This window comes from Rhizobium atlanticum (genome assembly GCF_030182485.1).
In the GTDB taxonomy this organism is placed as follows: Bacteria; Pseudomonadota; Alphaproteobacteria; order Rhizobiales; family Rhizobiaceae; genus Rhizobium.
Map to the genome: position 1 here is coordinate 15,220 of NZ_JAQJCJ010000031.1, position 20,180 is coordinate 35,399.

At 59.6% G+C, this 20,180-nt stretch carries 10 protein-coding genes and 5 pseudogenes; 10 read left to right on the plus strand and 5 right to left on the minus strand.

The genetic code is table 11. The annotated features are described in order from the left end of the window. Window positions 1-473 precede the first annotated feature (473 nt). Together PH551_RS29775 and PH551_RS29780 are read right to left on the minus strand one after the other, a co-directional pair. Window positions 474-2,522, minus strand: coding sequence for a hypothetical protein (locus PH551_RS29775; protein WP_285196112.1), 2,049 nt, complete (start codon window positions 2,520-2,522; stop codon window positions 474-476). Between the two features lie 1,382 nt (window positions 2,523-3,904). Next, a pseudogene (locus PH551_RS29780) lies at window positions 3,905-4,452 on the minus strand (transposase); the annotation flags it as partial. Between the two features lie 654 nt (window positions 4,453-5,106). Here PH551_RS29780 and tssK point away from each other — a divergent pair. From tssK to PH551_RS29825, 9 genes and pseudogenes are all read left to right on the plus strand, one after another. Further along, entirely contained in the window at window positions 5,107-6,462 is a 1,356-nt protein-coding gene (tssK, locus tag PH551_RS29785; protein WP_004678823.1) for a type VI secretion system baseplate subunit TssK, read from the plus strand. Between the two features lie 61 nt (window positions 6,463-6,523). Continuing rightward, a complete protein-coding gene (locus PH551_RS29790; protein WP_018247169.1) occupies window positions 6,524-7,690 on the plus strand; it encodes a type VI secretion system-associated FHA domain protein in 1,167 nt (388 codons plus the stop codon). Beyond that, window positions 7,690-8,979 carry a type IVB secretion system protein IcmH/DotU gene (gene icmH / locus PH551_RS29795; protein WP_004678820.1) on the plus strand — a complete coding sequence of 430 codons (1,290 nt, stop codon included), beginning with the start codon at window positions 7,690-7,692 and terminating at the stop codon, window positions 8,977-8,979. Before PH551_RS29790 ends, icmH begins: the two co-directional genes overlap by 1 nt. Window positions 8,980-8,988: 9 nt before the next feature. Beyond that, complete coding sequence (gene tssM / locus PH551_RS29800) at window positions 8,989-12,594, plus strand: type VI secretion system membrane subunit TssM (RefSeq protein ID WP_004678817.1); 3,606 nt, start codon at window positions 8,989-8,991, stop codon at window positions 12,592-12,594. Between the two features lie 296 nt (window positions 12,595-12,890). Beyond that, window positions 12,891-14,507: a hypothetical protein gene (locus tag PH551_RS29805; RefSeq protein ID WP_004678814.1), complete on the plus strand. Its 1,617-nt coding sequence runs from the start codon at window positions 12,891-12,893 to the stop codon at window positions 14,505-14,507. Window positions 14,508-14,606: 99 nt separating this feature from the next. Further along, window positions 14,607-14,853: pseudogene (locus PH551_RS32965) on the plus strand (SIR2 family protein); the annotation flags it as partial. A gap of 827 nt (window positions 14,854-15,680) precedes the next feature. Beyond that, window positions 15,681-16,007, plus strand: a pseudogene (locus PH551_RS29815) (carbamoyltransferase N-terminal domain-containing protein); the annotation flags it as partial. 52 nt (window positions 16,008-16,059) lie between these two features. Then, window positions 16,060-16,203, plus strand: a complete 144-nt coding sequence (locus PH551_RS29820) for a hypothetical protein (RefSeq protein WP_004678808.1) — start codon at window positions 16,060-16,062, stop codon at window positions 16,201-16,203. Beyond that, window positions 16,200-17,210 (plus strand): LysR family transcriptional regulator, encoded by a 1,011-nt coding sequence (locus PH551_RS29825; protein WP_018247171.1) that lies wholly within the window; start codon window positions 16,200-16,202, stop codon window positions 17,208-17,210. Before PH551_RS29820 ends, PH551_RS29825 begins: the two co-directional genes overlap by 4 nt. Window positions 17,211-17,421: 211 nt before the next feature. On the opposite strand, the pseudogene PH551_RS32970 reads toward PH551_RS29825, so the two are convergent. Together PH551_RS32970 and PH551_RS29840 are read right to left on the minus strand one after the other, a co-directional pair. Then, window positions 17,422-17,997: pseudogene (locus PH551_RS32970) on the minus strand (radical SAM protein); the annotation flags it as partial. Window positions 17,998-18,273: 276 nt separating this feature from the next. Next, window positions 18,274-18,477 carry a nif-specific regulatory protein,nifA gene (locus PH551_RS29840; protein ID WP_010032001.1) on the minus strand — a complete coding sequence of 68 codons (204 nt, stop codon included), beginning with the start codon at window positions 18,475-18,477 and terminating at the stop codon, window positions 18,274-18,276. Window positions 18,478-18,761: 284 nt separating this feature from the next. Between PH551_RS29840 and PH551_RS29845 the strand changes: the two are divergent. Then, window positions 18,762-19,041 (plus strand): annotated as a pseudogene (locus tag PH551_RS29845) (nuclear transport factor 2 family protein); the annotation flags it as partial. Between the two features lie 134 nt (window positions 19,042-19,175). On the opposite strand, the gene PH551_RS29850 reads toward PH551_RS29845, so the two are convergent. Further along, a complete protein-coding gene (locus tag PH551_RS29850) occupies window positions 19,176-20,063 on the minus strand; it encodes a hypothetical protein (protein WP_004678802.1) in 888 nt (295 codons plus the stop codon). Window positions 20,064-20,180 lie beyond the last annotated feature (117 nt).

The window sequence follows — 20,180 nt, forward strand, 5'->3', positions numbered from 1 at the left end:
CAACCACGCGGTCTCTCGTGCAGATCCCTGCGATTTCGAATTGACGGACACCGACCCCGTTTGACGGTCGTGGAGTGCACGCACTTAGTCACCCTAGCCGCCCGCGCACTGCAACCCCGCTGTAGCGATCCTTCTACCTCTATGCTAAAGAAAGTTTTGGAAAAACTTGCCTCGTCGCCATCGTTCGACGGCGGCCTTGGCGCCAATCTTGCGAGGAGCGGGCTGATGGTCGCAGCGGCATGCGAGCCGACATTCTGCGCTCCCGACCGTCGAAGACGAGGTCGCTCTCGGCGTGTTAGTCAGCCGGAATGCGCCGGCCGTCGTGCCCCTAAATATCGATCTCGAGCCAGGTATTGGCCTCCAGACTGAAGAAAAATTCGGCGCTCTCACATGCTCATGCAATCCCGTGGTGGACAACCAACGCACATGATGGTGCAGTTCCTAGGGAATGTGGTGATGAGTCATGAGCCGTCCTATATCACCTTGAACGCTGCCCTCCTGGCTATCCGTTTCTTCGAGGCACCCACGATTATGGCGGCATCGGCGGCGCTGAGATCGGGATGGGCCGCCTTCAGTGCGTCTGCCCACGCCCCCTTGCTCTGCCCCGGCAGCTGCGGTGTCTGCCTAGCGATTTCGTCCAGCCTCGCCTGATCCTGGGCCGACACCGTCCGGAACGCCGCCCTCCTGGCGATATCGTCCCTAAAGGTGCCCAGGATGGTGGCGGCATCGGCGGCGCTGAGATCGGGATGGGCCGCCTTCAGCGCATCGGCCCAGGCCGCATTGCTCCCCCCCTGCCGCGGTGTTGCCGCCGCGATTTCGTCCAGCCTCGCCTGGTCCTGGGCCGACACCGTCCGGAACGCCGCCCTTTTAGCAATATCCTGCTTTATGGCACCCACGATTACGGCGGCATCGGCGGCGCTGAGATCGGGATGGGCCGCCTTCAGCGCGTCCGCCCAGGCCGCCTTGCTCTGCCCCGGCAGCTGCGGTGTCTGCCTAGCGAGTTCGTCCAGCCTCGCCTGGTCCTGGGCCGACACCGTCCGGAACGCCGCCCTCCTGGCGATTTCGTCCTTTGCGGCGCCCACGATGGTGGCGGCATCGGCGGCGCTGAGATCGGGATGGGCCGCCTTCAGCGTGTCCGCCCACGCCCCCTTGCTCTGCCCCGGCAGCTGCGGTGTCACCGCCGCGATTTCGTCCAGCCTCGCCTGGTCCTGGGCCGACACCGTCCGGAACGCTGCCCTCACGGCGATATCGTCCTTTAAGGCGCCCACGATTGTGGCGGCATCGGCGGCGCTGAGATCGGGATGGGCCGCCTTCAGCGCGTCCGCCCACGCCCCCTTGCTCTGCCTCGACTGTCGCGGTGTTTGCCTGGCGATTTCGTCCAGCCTCGCCTGGTCCTGAGCCGACACCGTCCGGAACGCCGCCCTTTTAGCAATATTATGCTTTACGGAACCCACAATTATGGCGGCATCGGAGGCGCTGAGATCGGGATGGGCCGCCTTCAGCGCGTCCGCCCATGCCCCCTTGCTCTGCCCCGGCAGCCGCGGTGTCTGCCTAGCGATTTCGTCCAGCCTCGCCTGATCCTGGGCCGACACCGTCTGGAAAGCCGCCCTCCTGGCGATAACCCGCTTTACGGCGCCCACGATGGCGGCGGCATCGGCGGCGCTGAGATCGGGATGGGCCGCCTTCAGTGCGTCCGCCCACGCCCCCTTGCTCTGCCCCGGTAGCTGCGGTGTCTGCCTGGCGATTTCGTCCAGCCTCGCGTGGTCCTGGGCCGACACCGTCTGGAACGCTGTCCTTTTAGCAATATCCTGCTTTACGGCATTCACGATTATGGCGGCATCGGCGGCGCTGAGATCGGGATGGGCCGCCTTCAGCGCGTCCGCCCACGCCCCCTTGCTCTGCCCCGGCAGCCGCGGTGTCACCGCCGCGATTTCGTCCAGTCTCGCCTGGTCCTGGGCCGACACCGTCTGGAACGCGGCCCTTTTAGCAATATCCTGCTTTACGGCACCCACGATTATGGCGGCATCGGCGGCGCTGAGATCGGGATGGGCCGCCTTCAGCGCGTCCGCCCACGCCCCCTTGCTCTGCCCCGGTAGCTGCGGTGTCTGCCTGGCGATTTCGTCCAGCCTCGCCTGGTCCTGGGCCGACACCGTCCGGAACGCCGTCCTCCTTGCAATATCGTCCTTAAAAGAGCCCACGGTTATGGCGGCATCGGCGGCGCTGAGATCGGGATGGGCCGCCTTCAGCGCGTCCGCCCACGCCCCCTTGCTCTGCCCCGGCAGCTGCGGTGTCGCCGCCTTGATCTCGTCAAGCCTCGCCCGGTCCTGGGCCGACACCGTTCGATACGCCGCCCTCCTGGCGATAACCCGCTTTACGACGCCCACGATTACGGCGGCATCGGCGGCGCTGAGATAGGGATGGGCCGCCTTCAGCGCGTCCGCCCACGCCCCCTTGCTCTGCCTCGACTGCCGCGGTGTCTGCCTGGCGATTTCGTCCAGCCTCGCCTGGTCCTGGGCCGACACCGTCCGGAACGCCGCTCGAGGCCCCACGATTATGCCGGCATTCGCGGCGCTGAGATCAGGCGCCAACGCCAGCGGCCTTTGAGCATATAACGTCTGCCTGCGGCTGGGCCTGGGATCTGCGTCCTTCTCAGTAGTCCGCCTCTTGCGCCCGCCACCGGTCGGATCGCTGGGCTCCGCGGGCACCTCGGACATGGCCGAATGCTCCTCTCTTCCACCCGGCACCTCGGTGGGCCCGGCAACCGCTGAGGCTTCTAAATTCCCAAGGCCATGCAGCCCCCCGCGCTGAGGGCCAGTCTCCAGCGGCTGGCCCTCGACGAGGTGAATAGTGCGATCGGCATTATTGTATTCATCTGTTGTCCTCGTGAGGTTGAACGCGGTCTCTGCCGGGACGACCGGAACTCTCGTCAGTTCCGTCATGTCAGCCATCATTTGCGGGGTTTGTTCTTCAGGGCTTTGAAGCTCGGTCGGCGGGCTTGGCTGGCCGACGCTTAGCCTTTCCACGTAACGCAATACCGAATTCTCTTGCCAGATGTCGTCCGAATTGAAGTTGTCGGCCACTTGATCGACACGCGCCACTGAAGACTGCGCTCTTTGATCCGCTGGGTGCCGGCCCTCATCCGGCCGCGAAGAGCCCTGCCCCTTAGTCCGAGGGTCCCTGTCAACCATGCTCACCCCCCTGGGATATGGCCTTCAGGAAACAAGGGGTCAGCTGTCGGGCACCGACTGCTGACGGAAGGTCAGAATTTATCAGGGGCTCAAGCGACTTAACCAGAGTGCAAGGGGCGCGACTGCGACCATCGACCGCTCCAGCTTGCCGAGCCTCGTTCGGACGCCGCTCAATCACCGTGGGTCCCGTTTTTTGCTGTTGTGGCATGGGGCGGCTCTGCGGAATCGAGCTCAGGTGACGGGAGGCCGGCAGATCCCGAAGACATGGCCAGGCCGTTGATAACTGGTAGCGTAAACGCATCATTGCAGCAGAACCTCAAAAACCACGGAGAAGAGCCCGCGATTCAAACTAGCGCAGTCCCGGTATTGGATTGCATGCACAGGTGATATGCTCGCATCCGGTTAGTGAGCGGCTATGGCGCAGCTCCTGCGTGAACCCATAACGACAGCGGCGATCCTTCGAGAGATGCAGCGACGACCCGTTCTCCAGACCGGAGGTCCGTGCTTGATGTGGCGATCGGCACGGATTGCTATCAACGCTGACGGCCGCCGGTGCCGCGCAAGCCGGTTACGACGAAACATCGACATGATCTCTTCTATGGTGGGATTGGCCCACCGATACCAGGGTAGTGGCAACTGTCGCCAATTGCGGCGCCAGTGAGGTCGGCCTTCATCTTCGAACTCCTTGCTGGCTTCCGCTAAACAACGCGGCCTTATCACAAAAGGCTGGGAGATTTAACGATGATCCCGGCATCCGGACTTCTGCGCATTGCCGGCCGGTAATAGCGCGAAAGACTTGCAGCAATCGCAGCGCCGGCGGCACCCGTGACTAGTATCCGCACTGCCTGGCCCGTAACAATGCGCTGTGACCAGCGGAAGCCGATCTCGTGGAAAGACAAGGCATGCTGCGGGCTGATATGATGAAAGACGCCGGCAATGGTGCGGCGGACCCGGGACTTGAAACCTCCCACCGAGTGGACGGCGACTTGGACGAATTCGCGGCTCGAATGCTTTACGTTCTCATGCGTAGCAAAGCTCTTGCCAATCGCCATGAACGCCTCACCGCCCAGCAGGCAGGTTGCGGTTCGATCCCTTTCGCCGTCGCGCGCCCTGCATGTATCGAAAGGCCTTTTCGGCCCCGTCCAGGCGGTAGACCGTCCGGATCCATTCTCGGTCGCTCACCGAGATGAAAACGGTCGATCTCCACCGTGCCATCTTGCATGTGCTCGCGCGCCAACATGAGGCGCAGCGCATATCCCATTCGCTAGCTATTGGGCATCACCAAATGTGGAAATGCCTATCTTCGCCGCATGAATGATCCATGCCGCCAGGGCTGCTATCCCGCACCTGGCGCGAACCGGGACTGCAACCGGTTCGTGGATCGTGTCCAGGAGGTGGTTGTCTAATCGCTAAACTGGTCGTCAAGGTGCTTTAGGGGCGGCGGCGCGTGAAGACGATGTTGGCGGCGGCACTGCCTCAGCGTATTCAGGAACATTTTCGACGAGGCAATGCGCATCACGTGTCACCTTGCCTGTTGCGCTGCTCTTTTGGCCCCGTACTTGCGGCGCCGGGTCTCAAGGCTTCCGGGCGGTCATTTGCGAGATTCATCTCGTACGAGTGACAGGACAGGCGAATTGGCGCGTTGTAGGTCAGTGTGAACATGAACGACCAATAAGGCTCTGAGGGCAACGGGCTACTGAGCGACAGTCTAGATGAGACCCCTTGCTTGTCGCGCTGCAAGGGGGCTCATGACCAATCCTGATGAGCTTCGGCGCTTGCATATCTGAGCTGTCCCGACACGCGATGCCCTTCTACCAGCGCATTGTTGGATATCAGATGTGCATGCAAGGGGGCAGTGAAGCTCTGCTACTTTTACGGAGAAAGCCGTTCTGTCAGGTGGACGCGAGGCGAGTCTTGAATGTCGTGGAATAATAGGGTCGTCTGGTCGGAGGGCTTGTTCCTCCGCCCGCAGCATTTTCAGCAGGCCGATCGTCACGTCGAACAGCTGGTGCGCAGCAGGACGGCGGTTTTGCATGGGTACGGGTGGGGTATCAGCGAGCTGCGGCTCAATCGAGAGCTGCTTGGTCTCGGTAAGATCGCCATCGAAGCGGCTCGCGGCGTCTTGGAGGACGGGATGCCCTTCAGTATTCCTGACGAAGCCAACCAGCCAACTCCCTACGACGTTCCGCCGGATTTTCGAGATTCGCTTATTCACTTGGCGGTACCGTTTTATCAACCCGGCGCTCTTGAAACCGACGCGCAAGCGGGAATTGACGTACCTATCCGCTTCGCAGTCTCCACTGAGGATGTTGTCGACACCAACGCTGGCGAGCGAGGCAGCGCCTCCATCGACGTAGCGAGGCTGGATTTTCGACTGCTGCCGGACGCGGCAGACCGGTCTGGCTACACTTGCATCCCAATCGCCCGTATCATAGAGGTCCGGGCCGACCGACAGATCATTCTGGACGAAACGCACGTGCCGCCAACCCCCGACTGCGCCAGCTCCCGGGTCCTCTCGAACTACATCACTGAGATCACCGGCCTGCTTCACCATCGTGGTGAAGCTCTGGCCACTCGGGTCTCCCAGTCGGGAACGAGCCGGGTTGCAGAGCTCGCGGACTTCCTTCTGCTGCAGGCGATCAATCGGTACGAGCCGTACTTCTGCCACCTGTCCAAGGCCGCCGTTGTAAATCCGGAATCGCTGTATGTTGTCATGCTCCAATTGGCGGGTGAACTAGCCACGTTCGCCCGCGTCGATAAACGTGCCCCGACCCTTGGTGTTTACAAGCACGACTCTCTCGCGGAGGCGTTTTTGCCAGTGATGCAGTCGATCCGGGCTTCGCTGGGTGCAGTGATTGAGCAGACTGCGGTCCCCGTACCGCTGCAGCGGCAAAAATACGGTGTCCATGTGGCTGAGGTGGCCGACCGCTCTCTCTTTACGACCTCGAGCTTCGTGCTGGCTGCTCGGGCTGATATTGAGGTCGAGCGCCTCCGGCGCGAGTTCCCGTCTCAGATTAAGATCGGCCCGGCGGAGAAAATCACGGAACTCGTCAATGTCGCACTGCCCGGCATTATCATCAATCCCCTACCGGTCGCGCCGCGTCAGATCCCGTTCCATGTTGGATTCAGCTATTTCGAGATCGATCAAAATAGCCGCTTCTGGAAGGATATGCCCCAATCCGCCGGCTTGGCGCTGCACGTTGCTGGCGACTTCCCAAATCTCGAAATGGCTCTCTGGGCCATCCGAGCCGGACAGAACCCACATTTGAGTTAGCCCACCAATGCCCCTCACGCTACGTGTACACAGCAATAGATGTAGTTTTCCGGAATATCTCGTGCCGGGCGACGCGGCTGGTGGACTGACTACCAGCCGAGCAGGCAACAGCCTGGTTCTGCCGGATGATCAGCAGATGGTCTCGAAATCCCACTGCTCAATCGAGTGCATGGCACGGCGATACGTACTGATCGACCGAGGCCGCGACGACACATGTCAAAATGACGAGGCGGTGCCGCTTCCGTCAGAGGCGCCGGTCGCCCGGAAAACCAGCGATGTTATTCAGATCGGCGCCTATATGACCGATGTCGTCGCGGTGTCGCCTTCGATATCCATTGCGGAGAGTGCCGCCGAACCGGAGGGACAACTTGCAGCGACAAGTGAGGAGTTGAGTCTTCTTGGCCCCCTCGAAACGGCCTCGTCGCTCCTGGCGGGCAATTGCACCCGGGGTGAAGAAGCGCTGCTGGACCTGAGGGACGGCGAGTTCCTACCATTGCCGTTCTTAGGCACTCGTTTAGACGCGCTGGCGGGCATGATGAGAAGTCCGTGGGATATCTACGCAGACAGTGTGCCAGATCGGGCCCCCATCTTGACGCAACCCAAGGTGGAGCAATCATCTCGCCAAGAATCATCGAGCGGCTGTCACGGCTTTCCTTGCCGCCTGCGGCTTATCATTGGCAGATGTCCGGAATGCCGGCATCGTAAGCGTGTTGGATCGTGCAGGGAAAATGCTTCTGTATTCCGCCGCGCTGCACAGCATACTCTCCGAGCGAGAGCTGGCGAACAATTATTCAGAAATAAGAGTTCCGACGAAAAAACCCTGAGTCTCGTCCCCGATGTCGGTGAGGCGTTGCGCGCAGTTCTGTGCAATGACTCCAGCGGGTTCCTCCGCGGAGACCTGGCCGTTGAGCAAGCCTTCACCGACCGTGGGACGCATGACGTGTCATTCGCGGCTGTGCAGAAGGCTCTGTCCAGCGTCCGTGCACGCTTGTCCCTAGCAGGGATCGAGAAGGCGATGGGGCGGCCCCGTTCCCTTTTGCACCGCAACCATAAGGCGCGAAACCGGAGTGCGTACGTGCGCGTCTTCAATGACGTCGTATCGAGCATCGAAACCGATTTGCTCCGGAGCTTCGGCGCCGACTTCGCGCGCCCAGTGCGAGAGCGTAGTCGACCCACCCGCCGATCCCACGATGAGAGCGTCCGCTCCAAAGGGAAGTGGGCGGGTTGATGATGGTGATTGAGGAAACGATGCCAAAATCCCAGCCACTCGTCCTCCTTCACGCCGAGGAGCAGTTGGCTGTCCCTTCGCCGTCATCGCCAGTGGCGGAGGAACTTACCTGGGAGATGCTTGCGCTCGACCGACTTAATCCACTGGTCGCGGCCGCGGCGGCGCTGCTGGGTCTCAGCGCTCAGCTCAAGAGCAGTGCTAGCCATATCGACGTTGAAGCACTGCGCCTTAGGGTGCTGCGGGAGATCGATGCTTTTGAGCGTCGGATCACGCCGCTCGGATTGCCCTCGCGAGCGATCAAGGTCTGCAAATACGCCCTCTGCGCGACCATCGATGACATCGTTCTGAACACAGCCTGGGGCAGCAACAGCGTCTGGACGACGCGCAGCTTGGTGGGATCGCTGTTCAGCGATACCTGGGGCGGCGAGCGCTTCTTCGATCTGCTGACGCAATTGAAAAATGAACCGGCCATCAATATAGAACTGCTGGAGCTGCTCTATTACTGCATGAGGTTGGGCTTCGAAGGCCGCTACCGCGTCACTGCGGGAGGAGCCGCAGAGCTCAGTGTGCTGTGCGAAGACGTCTACCGCCTGATCCGAGCAGCCCGTGGTGACTTCGAGCGCGAACTATCCCCGCACTGGCGGAGGAACTCAAATAATCCGGAGCCACGCCGCACAATCGTTCCAATCTGGGCCGTCGTAGCGTTTGGGGCAGGATTACTCCTCTCGATCTATGCCGGACTCCTGCATGCATTAAATGCCCGCGCCGACGCTGTCTTCAACGATATCGCGACATTGCCGCCGAACGGCGTTGTCAGATCGGCGAGAATCGCATTGCCACCAAAGGTTGTTATGAGCAGCGACCGACTGCGTAACTTCCTCGAGCCCGAAATCCGCGAAGGGCTTGTCACTGTGTCCGAGGACCCACAGCAGATCGTCGTTATCATTCGCGCCTCCGGGATGTTCGATTCTGCTAGTCCGGAAGTGAAGAAAATGTTCCTGCCGCTTCTTTTACGAATTGGTCGTTCTCTGAACGGTGAGTCGGGATCGGTCCTCCTGACCGGGCACACCGACGCCATTCCGGTGCAATCACTCGCCTTCCCTTCAAACGATTCCCTTTCGCTCGCGCGTGCGAGCGCAGCTGCCGAGATTATCAAATCCATGATGAATGACCCAGGCCGCGTGCGAGAAGAGGGCAGAGGGAGCGGAGAACCGGTCGCTTCGAACCACACGCCCGAGGGCCGCGCGCGGAACCGTCGGATTCAAATCATCATCACAAAGACACAATGAAGACAAGCCATGCAGTCAATCAAGAAAGCGCTTAGGTGGCAATGGCTCCGTGTCGGCGGGGCGGCGATCGTATGTGCCTTAATCTTCACGCTCGGACCGCATATCTCGGTCGGAGGATTTGCGCCGCTTGACAGCCTTCGCAGCCAGATCGCGGCATCGATGCTGATTCCGGTCGGATACACCGTGATCTACTTGATCCAGTCCCAGCTTTACAAGGTTCAGGCCTATTTTGAAGACCTCGTCCAATCACGAGTGTCGGGAGCGCTGGACGCGGGTGGGGCCGAGCAGAAGAAGGGAGACCCAAGGCCTTCCGACCGAAGTGTGGGGCAAGCCAGCACGCTTGCTGAAAGAGAGCTGGAGGCGATTCGTCATCGTTTCCGCGAGACCCTTACCACACTCAAGGGGCGCCGCTACGCAGGAGGTATCAGCAGGCGGTGGCTCTATCAGCGGCCCTGGTATGTGATGATCGGTCCGCCCAACTCGGGGAAGACCACAGCAATAGTCAATTCCGGGCTCAGCTTTCCGATGGCGGCGAGGTCCGGTCTGAGAGCCGCCGGTGGGTTAGCGGGTACGGAAAACTGCGACTGGTGGATCACCGATGACGCGGTGTTCGTCGACACTGCTGGGCGCTACACGATACAGGAGGGTGATGCAGACCGGGACAAAGCGGTTTGGCGTGGCTTGCTTCGTATGCTCAGACGCTCCCGGCCACGGCAGCCGCTGAACGGTGTCTTAGTCACGATCGCAATCAGCGAGCTGAATTCTACATCCGAGGAAGTGCTCGCCGATCGCGCGCGCTGTATCCGTGAGCGGCTCCTCGAAGTGTACAGGGAGCTTCGCCTGCAACTGCCGATTTATGTGCTTTTCACTAAGAGCGATCTGCTGGCGGGATTTGTTGAATTCTTCGACGATCTGGGTCGCGAGGGGCGGGAGGCGGTGTGGGGGTTCACCTATGCGCAAGAGGCGTCGGAGGACGAAGGCGATCCGATGGCGTTTGCCGCAGCATACGATGCGCTTGTTGGCCGCCTAAACGAAAGGCTGCTTGAACGAATGCAGCACGAAAGCAACCTCCAGCGTCGCGCGCTCATGTTCGGCTTCCCACAGCAGGTCGCTAGCCTCAAGCACCTGACGCAACAGTTCTTGAAGGAAGCCTTTGGCGGGAATTCGTTCCAGGAACCGCTTATGCTCCGCGGCGTCTACTTCTTAAGCGGCACGCAAATTGGCATGCCCTTCGATCGACTTGCGAACGCCAGATCTCAGACCTTCGAGATCGCTCAGCCGCCCTGTACAGCGCTTCGTGGCCCGGGCCGTGGTTATTTCATCAGCCGGCTGCTGCGCGAAGTCGTTTTCGCCGAAGCTGGGCTCGTCGATGCCAATCACCGCTTCGATCGGCGCCAGCGGCGGATCCGGTATGGCGCCTACACGATGATAGCGGCGGTCATTGTTACCGCCAGCGTCTTATGGACGTTCAGCTATATTCGGAATGTTCAGCTGATCGAGAGCGTTCGCCTAATGGCTGGCAGCTATGCCAGAGGGGCCGAAAAGCTGAAGCTCGACCGGGTTGAGAGTGGCGATCTTCGACCCATCCTGCCACTGCTTCAGCGGCTGCGTGATGCCAACGGCGACAGCGCGGGCGGCCCCCTATCAAGTTCGGGTCTCGACCAGAGTAAGAAAATCAAGGTTCAGACGCTCGCGGCGTACCGCCGCGCCGTGAACACCATCCTGCTGCCGCGGCTGATGTTCCGGTTGGAAACCTTATTGGTCGAGCGGCACGACGATGATCAGTTCGTCTACCAGGCGTTAAAGGTTTACCTGATGCTGGGTCAGCAGGGTCCGCTCCAGCGCGCGGTCGTCAAGAACTGGATGGCTGCCGACTGGCGAGTGATGTTTCCGGCCGAAGCCGATGCCGGCCTGCGCAGCGCGCTCGCTGATCACCTGGATGCACTCATGGAAGGGCCGCTGCCCCATAGTGAGCTTAATGGCGAACTGATCGAGAGGAGCCGCGCGAAGCTCCAGACCGTCTCGATGGCGCGCCGCGTCCTCGACATCATCGCGACCAGTCCCGAAGCCTCGCGGGCGCCAACCTGGCGTCTGGCCGACCATGCCGGGCCGCTGGCGCAGGGCGTCCTGGCTCGCAAATCGGGACAGCCGCTCAGCGAGGGGGTTCCTGGCATCTACACGAGGGCGGGGTTTTACGGAACCTTCCTGCGATTGCTGCCGCAAGTGGCTGACGCTGTCGCTGCAGAAGGCTGGGTTCTCGACTCACAGGTAGTCGCGCCGATTGCAGCCGGTGATGTGAGCCAGAAGCTGCGGCGTTCGGCGGCGGATCTCTACGCTCAGGAGTTCGCGTTGCGCTGGGACCAGCTCATTGGCGATATGTCCATCCGCCCCTCTGGGGGTATCGATGACGCGCTGCGCACCTTGAACACGCTGTCCGCGCCGACGTCACCAATGCGCCTGTTCCTTTTCGCGGCGGCGCAGGAGCTAAAGCTCAAGCAACCACCGGCTCCCGAGGACGGCTTGACGAAAGGTGACAGTGTCCCCCAGGGCGAGGTGTTGCCAAGCGAGCTCGAGGCACTGTTCCGGTCCCAACCGGCCGCGGACACGCCTGAAGCTCACGTCCAGCTCTATATGGGCGATCATTTCCGGTGGCTGCACCAGCTGGTCGAAGTGCCGTCGAACAGCCAAGCGGGCGCGCAGGCGCCGATTGACAGTGCTCTCCGGGATCTTGGCGAACTGTATCGCTCCCTCAGCCAGGCGCAGGGGCTGGCGGGTTCGAACATCTTGGAACACAACGGGCAGGCGGGCGTCGCCATCCAACAGATCGAGGCGGGGGCGGCCGATCTGCCCGAACCCATCCGGCAATGGATCCTCGGCCTCAGCCGCCACAGCTCGGACTTAACCGTCAGCGGCATGAGGCGCGGGTTGGCGAGCGGTTGGGCGGGCGGCCCCGGCGATTTGTGCCGACGGGCTACCGAAGGACGGTATCCCTTCGCGAGCGGATCCCGCCGGGATATCCCTTTGAGCGATTTCGCCCGGCTGTTCGGCCGCAAGGCGGAGATCGACACTTTCTTCGCCGAGAACCTTTCCCCATTCGTCGACAAATCCAAAGGCTCGTGGCAGTTTCGGCCAACGAGCGGTGTCGATTTCCCTATCGGCCGCAATACCTTGGCCCAGTTCCAACGGGCAGCCACGATCCGCGACACCATGTTCGATGATGCCGGCAAGGTGTCAGTTGGATTCCTGCTCACCGTCGCCGAGACCGATCCGTTGACAGACCAGGTGGTGGTAGACATCGACGGCCAGCGCCTCGAACATCGACGAGGAACAGCCGCCGCGGCCATGCATTTCCATTGGCCTACGGCCGGCGGCGTCGGCGGCGCTTCCGTCGCTTTCATCGGTTTTCAAGGCGCCACCCTCTCCAAGAGCGGCCATTGGGCGCTGTTTCGCCTCTTAAATGAGGCGGATAAGCAGCCATTGGGAGGAGGGGACCTTATTCAGGTACGACTGGTGTCCGGTCGCCATTGGGCGGTTTTTAACCTCCAGCCTGACAGCGTGATGAGCCCGTTGTCCCGCAATCTGTTGTCAGAATTCCGATGTCCAGATTTCTTATGAACGCCGGGATAGCATCCGACTGGCGCTGGGAAAGCCCTATGGGGTCACGAGACGCCCACGCAGGTCTGCGGCGGGAGAGGTCGGCATGTCGGTTGCCGGCCGGATCGGAGGCGGTCACGGCTGCGACTGGCGGCGATCGTCGCTTGATCTCGGCGCGCCGCTTTCCCGCTCGACTAGACCGCTGGAGAGCGCGGTCACCTCCATCAGGCAGATCTTCGGGAAGTTGGGTGATCAGATCCTGTCCCACCCTATCAACCGACGTACACTGATCTAGAACAGGAAACTGGAGAGATATAATGGCCGGAATGAAGCACAATAGGACAAGAGCGAAGAAATTTCTGCAGTTGATCGACCAGACGAAGAACAGAGCGGATTTGGAGTTCTGCTTTGCGGTTGGCACGGTTGGCGATCTGCGGAAGCCTGCTGTCCTGGTGAGTAAGAAAAAGCTCAATGGATTGGCACAAACTTTGAAAAACATGCCTTTTGAAGATGATGAGGATAGTAGTAAGGAGAACTTTTCGCTTCTGCGGAGAGGCACGGGCAGGATGAACGAAAACGGCGTTATCCTCGTCAAGTTGGCTGATGGTGGAAAGGCCGGGTTCCCGCAGGTCCAAAAGGTGATGAAGAAGTATTTCGTGAACTTCCGCATGAGGTTGCCTGACATGCAGGAAGCAGGAATCTTAACTGAAGAAGACATTCAGCAGTTTGAGATGAACGCCGAGGAGAACTCCCAATTTCTTCCACCCGACGACTCTGAAGAATTCAATCGGCCGATGACGGCGCTCGATAGCGCGGAAGGGAACTCTGCAGGGAGTGTTGAGGAAACTGAAGAGAGAAGCAAGCGTGAAGGCGGGGCTGAGCTCCTGGAGCAGCTTCTCCCGGAAGTGAAGGAGGGGATTGCCGCCGCGGCCGCGACCATTTCCAATCACGCAGTAAGTCTCAGCGCGCAAATTGGCGCGGGACAGACCGCAGAGTTGTCCCATCTGACCACGAAGATCGCGGATTGGCTGCAACGTGTGCTGGCTGCGACGCCTCCGGAAGAGCAGGAGGCAACGTTGCACAACTTCGCCGGCCGACTTCTGTTGATGCTGGCCTATCCTGAGAATCTGCGAAATCTTCAATATGTGGATGACATGCCCGATGGGGCGGGGCAGGGCGAGACAAACGGCGACCGCCGCGAAGAGGTCGTGGTGAATGGGATCGATCTGAACAGAGTTCCAACGGGCGCTCTCGATCAAGACGAGGTAGTAGAGTCCTTGTTCCGTCTGATCAAGGCAAAGGCTCAGGAGCGACAGCTTTCTTATCCGCTAGAGAACGCGAATTCTGAGAGGATTGCGAAGATAGTGTCGTCGCAATGGCCGAAGGAACTAGGCGATGCAGCCCGTAGGCGCGCGGTTGTGGAGCGTCTGATCGCAGCGGTGGTCCCGCGGCCCGGTAACGATGATCAACTTCTGGTCCTTCTTGGCATCGCAGACCAGCCCGAACGGACCAAATCCATCGAGAACTCGGTCGAAAGTATCATAGCTATATGGCAGGCTTATCTCGACACTGCCTTGACGCTGCGGGATGAGGTAAAGAGCAAGATCAACCAGATGGTCGATGTGGAAGCCCGCGGCGGAACGTGGAGGTATGTCGACGACATCTTCCTGCAGTTCGGAGGAGAGCTTTCAGATCAGCTCTCCGCCATCACCGAACGCAACGGTGAGGCACTGTCGAGCGCGACCGAGCGTGTCCGAACCACAGTCCAGAAGAAGCTCGATTATCTCAACGGCAGCGACATTGTAGCCATGCTTGACAATCCTCCAATCGACATCGGTCCGGGCACTATAGGGCAGACGCTGCGGGAAGGGCTCGCGGCCATCACCGATGGACTGAAGCGCATCGAAACCTCGCGCGCCGCGCCCGCCGCGTAATAATCGCCTGTCTCGATGCCGGCCGACCCACCGGAAGGCCGGGCGAGCAGGCCATCAACGGCCTCATCAGCGACGGAAGGAGTTCCGCCGCTCAGGTGGGTCAGCGAAGCGGTGAAGGAGCGGCGCACCAACAGAGGCTCTTCGGCTCTTCTTCATCGGCTGCCGCTTCAACGACCAGATGCTGCGCACCTACGCCCGACAGATCATGACGCGATCCAACGCACCACGTTTTGCGGTGCTGGATGCGGCAGCGCCGACCAACAACCAACGCCGTTTCCTTGCAGCAAGCCCGATCACGCTTATCGACGTGCCGACTGGCGAAGCTGCGGCTAGGCTTATCGGCTGAAAACCAGAGTAGAGAAGGAGTGTTGCGGGTACGACGATACACGAGGATTTCGGAGGTCGGTCGTCGGCACCGACGTCGGAGGCGGATTTGCCGTAAACGTTGATCATCACGGCCGCTGTTTGAAAGTGCCGCTCGCCTTGCTATGAATCCACCCATCCCTTTTTTGCACGCATTCCATCCAAACAAACAATTTTACTGGTCAAAACAATTGCCCTTAGAAAAAACGCTGAAGAGCGCTGTGCAGAACGATTGTGTGGAGTTCTAAAAATGGGTCCTCAGGTTCGGTAGAGACTGTGCTGGAAAACGAGTTGGAGCACTCTGTCAGTTGCCTGGCCTCGATTGTTATCACGTTGGACGTGATCGGCCAAATCTTGGCCGTTGCTTCTGCCGTTTCAGTGCTAATGGGCTCTCACAAGAAGCACTGTTGCCTGGTCGACTAAATCTGTGAGTGCATCCCTCACAATGACTAGAAGCCAGAGCAGGCGCGCTCGCAGCCGCAAGGACATGATCTGCGCCTTTTGCAGGAACACCAAACCTCGTGATTTTCTTGCGGCTGTCGGGCCGAAATATGAAGGACTGAGTAATGTGGATAGATTACGTGGCAGTTCTGCTGCAAATGCTTCGGTCAGGGTTTCCGTGCGGCGTCGCAACTATAGCATCAAGAAGGTTGCGCAGCATCGATTGTCGGCAATGTCGCCGAGCCGGTCGCTATTAGTATCGGCTTCGCCTGTGAGCTCTATCTGACACGTCAAACACAAGCTTTGAACTTACGAAAGCCGGCGGTCGGGCCAGAGCGACCTACCTTTCGAAACGGACTGGAGAGCAACATGCTGTGTCTAGGGCTGAGTGGGCGTCTAAGCAGAGTCTACGAAAATTCGTTCGATCTACCGAACAGCTTTATGCACAATGGGGCTGCGGTTCGCGTTCGCGACGGCCGAGTGATAGCGGCAGTCGAAGAGGAACGGCCTAACCGAATCAAGCACTCCAACACGCTACCAATTCGTTCGATTCAATATTGCCTCGCATCTGCAGGTGTTCAGCTTAGCGACATCGACCGCATCGCGTATTATGCAACCGAGGCCTATTGCAACGCTGTGCTCGAGCGCGTGCGCCTCTCTCACCCAAGCACCCCAGTATCGGATGCGAGGCTGTTGCAACGGGCTCGGGGAGGTCGACACGGGCTCTATATTCCTGTGGGACACCCCGATGTTCCATGTGATCGCCATCGTCACACAGATCTGGCCGCCCATTGGACGCGTGATGGCACAATGCCATGGAGGTTGTCACCCGCGCTCCACCGCCGAGATGAACTCGAAAACGTTGGACCCGGAATTGATTGTTGAGGAATGAACTTCATGAAACGCAATGTAGAAAAAGAGGTGACGGATCAACTCGCTTATAGGCGAAAGATGTTGCAAGATTGGAGAGGAGAGCGCCTCACTGGACACCAGATAAACCTAGCATCAATAGACCTCAACCTCCTGGTGGCGCTCGAGGCTCTGCTCGAATACCGGAACGTGACGCACGCGGGCCAGCACATCGGGCGGAGTCAACCGGCGATGAGCCGGGCACTGGGAAGGCTGCGCGGCTTGTTCAATGATGATCTCCTGGTGCGGTCTTCAACGGGTTTGATCCCAACGCCGCAAGGCGAACATTTGGCTCAAAGGCTGCCGTCGGCACTGCGTACGATCCGAGAGATGGTGACAAGCCGCAGCGTAATCTCAAAAGAATGGGGGAGGGGGGCAACGCTGGCGATCCCCGATCATCAAGCTTTGGCTGTACTACCGCGCCTCCTGCCGTGGTTACGCGAGCGTGCCCCTCATCTCGACACACTCGCCTGTTTGCCGTTTGATCGTGCCGTGCGGGGGCTTGAGCAAGGTGATATTGATTTGGCCGTTGGGCATATCGACGTGCAACTGCCTGGCTATTTTCGGCGCAGTCTTTATACAGACCGCTTCGCGTGTTTGTTGCGCCACGGCCATCCAGCGCTGGCGCAGGAATGGACGATCGACAACTTCGCGACCTTGCGTCACGCTGCCATCAGTACGGACTCCCCCGACCACTTCGGCCCGATCTACGACCACTTGCCCAACCTGCGAGCGGATCGTAGTCCCATACTTTTTTCCAGCGTTCTCACGGCAGCGGTGGTAGCTTCGGCAACGGATTTGGTATTGCTCGTCCCGCGCCGCGTTGCGACCCAAGTTTCCGCGATGCTGCCGCTTAGGGTTGTTGATCCACCCCTCGAGCCGGCACCGTACAAGGTCATGCTCATCTGGCACGAGCGGTGCCATCACGACCCGCAGCATAAATGGCTGCGCAAGGAGGTCGCCGCCGCGTTGGAGACGGGAGCGGACTGACACAAGAAGCGGGTGATCGGGATGCTCCTGAAGCATCAAAGAGAGCAACCGGGCATTTTGCGCGGGGAGGTGACCAAGGCCTCAGCGCTGCTGCGACCGAGAGTGCCCGGCATGTTGGACGAATATCGAGACTTGGCTGCCTATGTGCTCGCGGGGCCTGCTTGTGTCCGGGCTTCTGCTGAGCTGCGGCACGGCCCGGCAGTGGCGCGGATATCTTCGCGTCGACTCTCGGATCGACCATGTTGGTGGTGATCGTCAAGTGATCAACATTCATGTCAGCAAGCTCGCCGACACGGTCCGGCAGTGCCAGACCGTTGGTTGAAAGACACAGCTTGATATCGGGGATCTCTGTGGCTCCGCGTTCAAATGTCGCCTTTGTCTTCTTTCGGTCATAACAGGCATCGCTTGGTCCGGTGATAAAGAGCACGGAAAGCTGAGGGACTTCATTGGCGACCGCAACGACCTTTCGCAGGGCCTGGTCAGGCGTCAGCTTTTCCGAGACGACCCCAGGCCGGCTTTCGTTGGCGCAGTATTTACGATCGCAGTAGTTGCACTGGATATTGCAGGCTGGTGCGGCTACGACGTGCATGCGCGCGAAATAGTAAACTTCTTCTGAATAGCAGGAAAGGTCCTTGATTTTCTCCCACACAGCCGGCTCGGCGTGGTGCGGCTTTGCGGACGAACCGCACAATGACGCGGCGCAAGCAGTGGACTTCGCTGTGGCCAGCAGTTGGTTCATGGTTGTCGTGCTGGTCAGGCTCTTGAGCGAAATCATTGGTGGGGACATTGAAGGCTCCGTTGCTGCTTAACATCGCGGTTCAAAAAGCAAGGGCCATGCCAATGCAAATAGTTAGGTTTTTCAGCGGGTTAGCGTTTTTTGTCCGGTTCCCTCCATTTGCTACCCGACATAGGGTTGTCAGGCATTTGACAATAGACAGACACCGGTAAAATGGCGGCTCGCCTCGAGTGCATGAGTTGAGGAGGGCAGGTCGGGCCGTTCGACCACACCAGGCTTAGAACTTTCTTTCACCCCGATTTGATGCCCGCGGATGGCATAACCAACCTAAGGTGGGGTGAGGCCGGAGGCGAGCCGCCTGGCCTGAACCCACCCAGATTTCTCCATCGCGTCGATCAGCCGTTCCCGCTCGGTCAGACGCGCACCGATTGCGAGCCAGGCAGGATCGTTCGGATCACAGGCTTTGGAGGAGGCTTCGCCGAGGCAGGCGCCGGCGCGCCCGGCGGCCGCAAACGGGGATCCAGTCGACATTGGGCTCTTTCTGGCGAACTCGTCAATCGCATTGTTGCCGAATGGACCGTTAGCTCCCTTCCACACAAGCGCAGAGGGGCACTGGCTGTTCTTGCAGGCAAAATCCAACGGAGCAATGGTCCTTGATTGCGCGAGAGTTGCTGTCCTACGCACGCGGTTTCAAGTTCACAGACGTTCCCTGGGAAGCGGCATTGCGAGGCCAGGTCAAGCGCCGACGGCGCGAATGTCCGTTCGCAGATGCACCGAACGCCACTTTCAACTCAAGACTAGACTTGCGACGAGCCATGGACCAAGAGAAAATGGTCGAATTGCATGATCGCGAAACGATCCGCGACTGTCTCTATCGGTATTGCCGCGGGATAGACAGGCGGACGAGGCGGCGCTGCGCAGCTCCTTCTGGGTCGATGCGCAGGACAATCATGGAGCGGATACGGGCTCCGCCGAGGCTTCATTGAGTTCGCGCTTGGTGTCTTCAAGACCGAACCGCCCAACATCCACCAGATCACGAAAGTTCTGATTGAGTTTATCAGCCCGACTGAAGCAACTGTCGAGAGCTACTTCACAGTGCAGCATGAGGCGGGCCGTCGCAGACAGTCGCAGCAAGATTGCAGTCTCTAATCTTCGCCTGCGTCCTCGTAATAGAGGGGCGTATCAACTCGGCCGGCGGCGCAAAAAGTCATCACGATGACGGCAAGCTTTTATTCGCGGTTCAAATTGAGGTGTTCGAAGTACCAAGAGGGGTCATCATCGGATGAATCTGTCTCGACACTGGCTTCACTCGAATGCCCCTCGACACCTGCTTCATCGTCGCTAAGATAGTCCACGGTTTTCGAGAGATAACTCCAAGGTTTGCCTGCGCGCTGCCATCCACCCTTGCTATTCTTTGTCCACTTGTCCGGATGTTGCGTAGGGTCGAGCACCCAGCGATTTTGACCCACGTCAACGAAACCCATCTGCTCTAGACGGGCTCCCATCTCTGGCGAAGCGGGACGTGACATGATTAACGGCTGTTCGCCGTCGAGTTGAAGTTGATGTTCGAGCAGAATATCGCCTGCGTTCTCGACAAGCGGATGAGTAACGCGAAGGTCTACAATCGAAGTGATTCTTTTCCGACCGGGAAAAAGTTCCCGCCACGGCTCGTTCTCGATGCTAAATCCATCCTCTGTTCTTAAAAGCCCAACGCTTCGTTCTCCCAGATCATAGCTGAAATATCGCGCGCTGGGCGTATCATTGTCGGTGCCGCCGTAGAGTCGAGCGATGGTAGCCGTACGCAGGGCTTTAGAGGACACGAAGGGCGAGTACTCTTGTGGATTGACGGAAATGTGCTTGATATCATCACCGTAAAATTCCCTCACTTTTCTGGCAAATGTCGATCTGTCGAGCACCTTAATTGGAGGTTCGGAAGAGAGCGAGTATGGCCGCGTTGGCGACGAAGGCGAACGAGCATGGGGATCTGACGTTGATCGGGACGGCATGCCCGTAAGTGTTTGTGCCCCGGTCATATTCTCGATCCACCCCGCCATGGCCCGGGTGCGATCATCTTCCTCGGAAATGTTGTAGCGCAGCGATCGTTCTGTGTTATCCATGGCGGTCTCTCCTGAGAGTGAAAGGTGTGATGAAGCGCATCCTTTTCAGTCGCTTCACATGTGGGAACGGTGCGCTCACATGTCCGGCCTATAAAGCGGATACGTGACTGCTAAGCT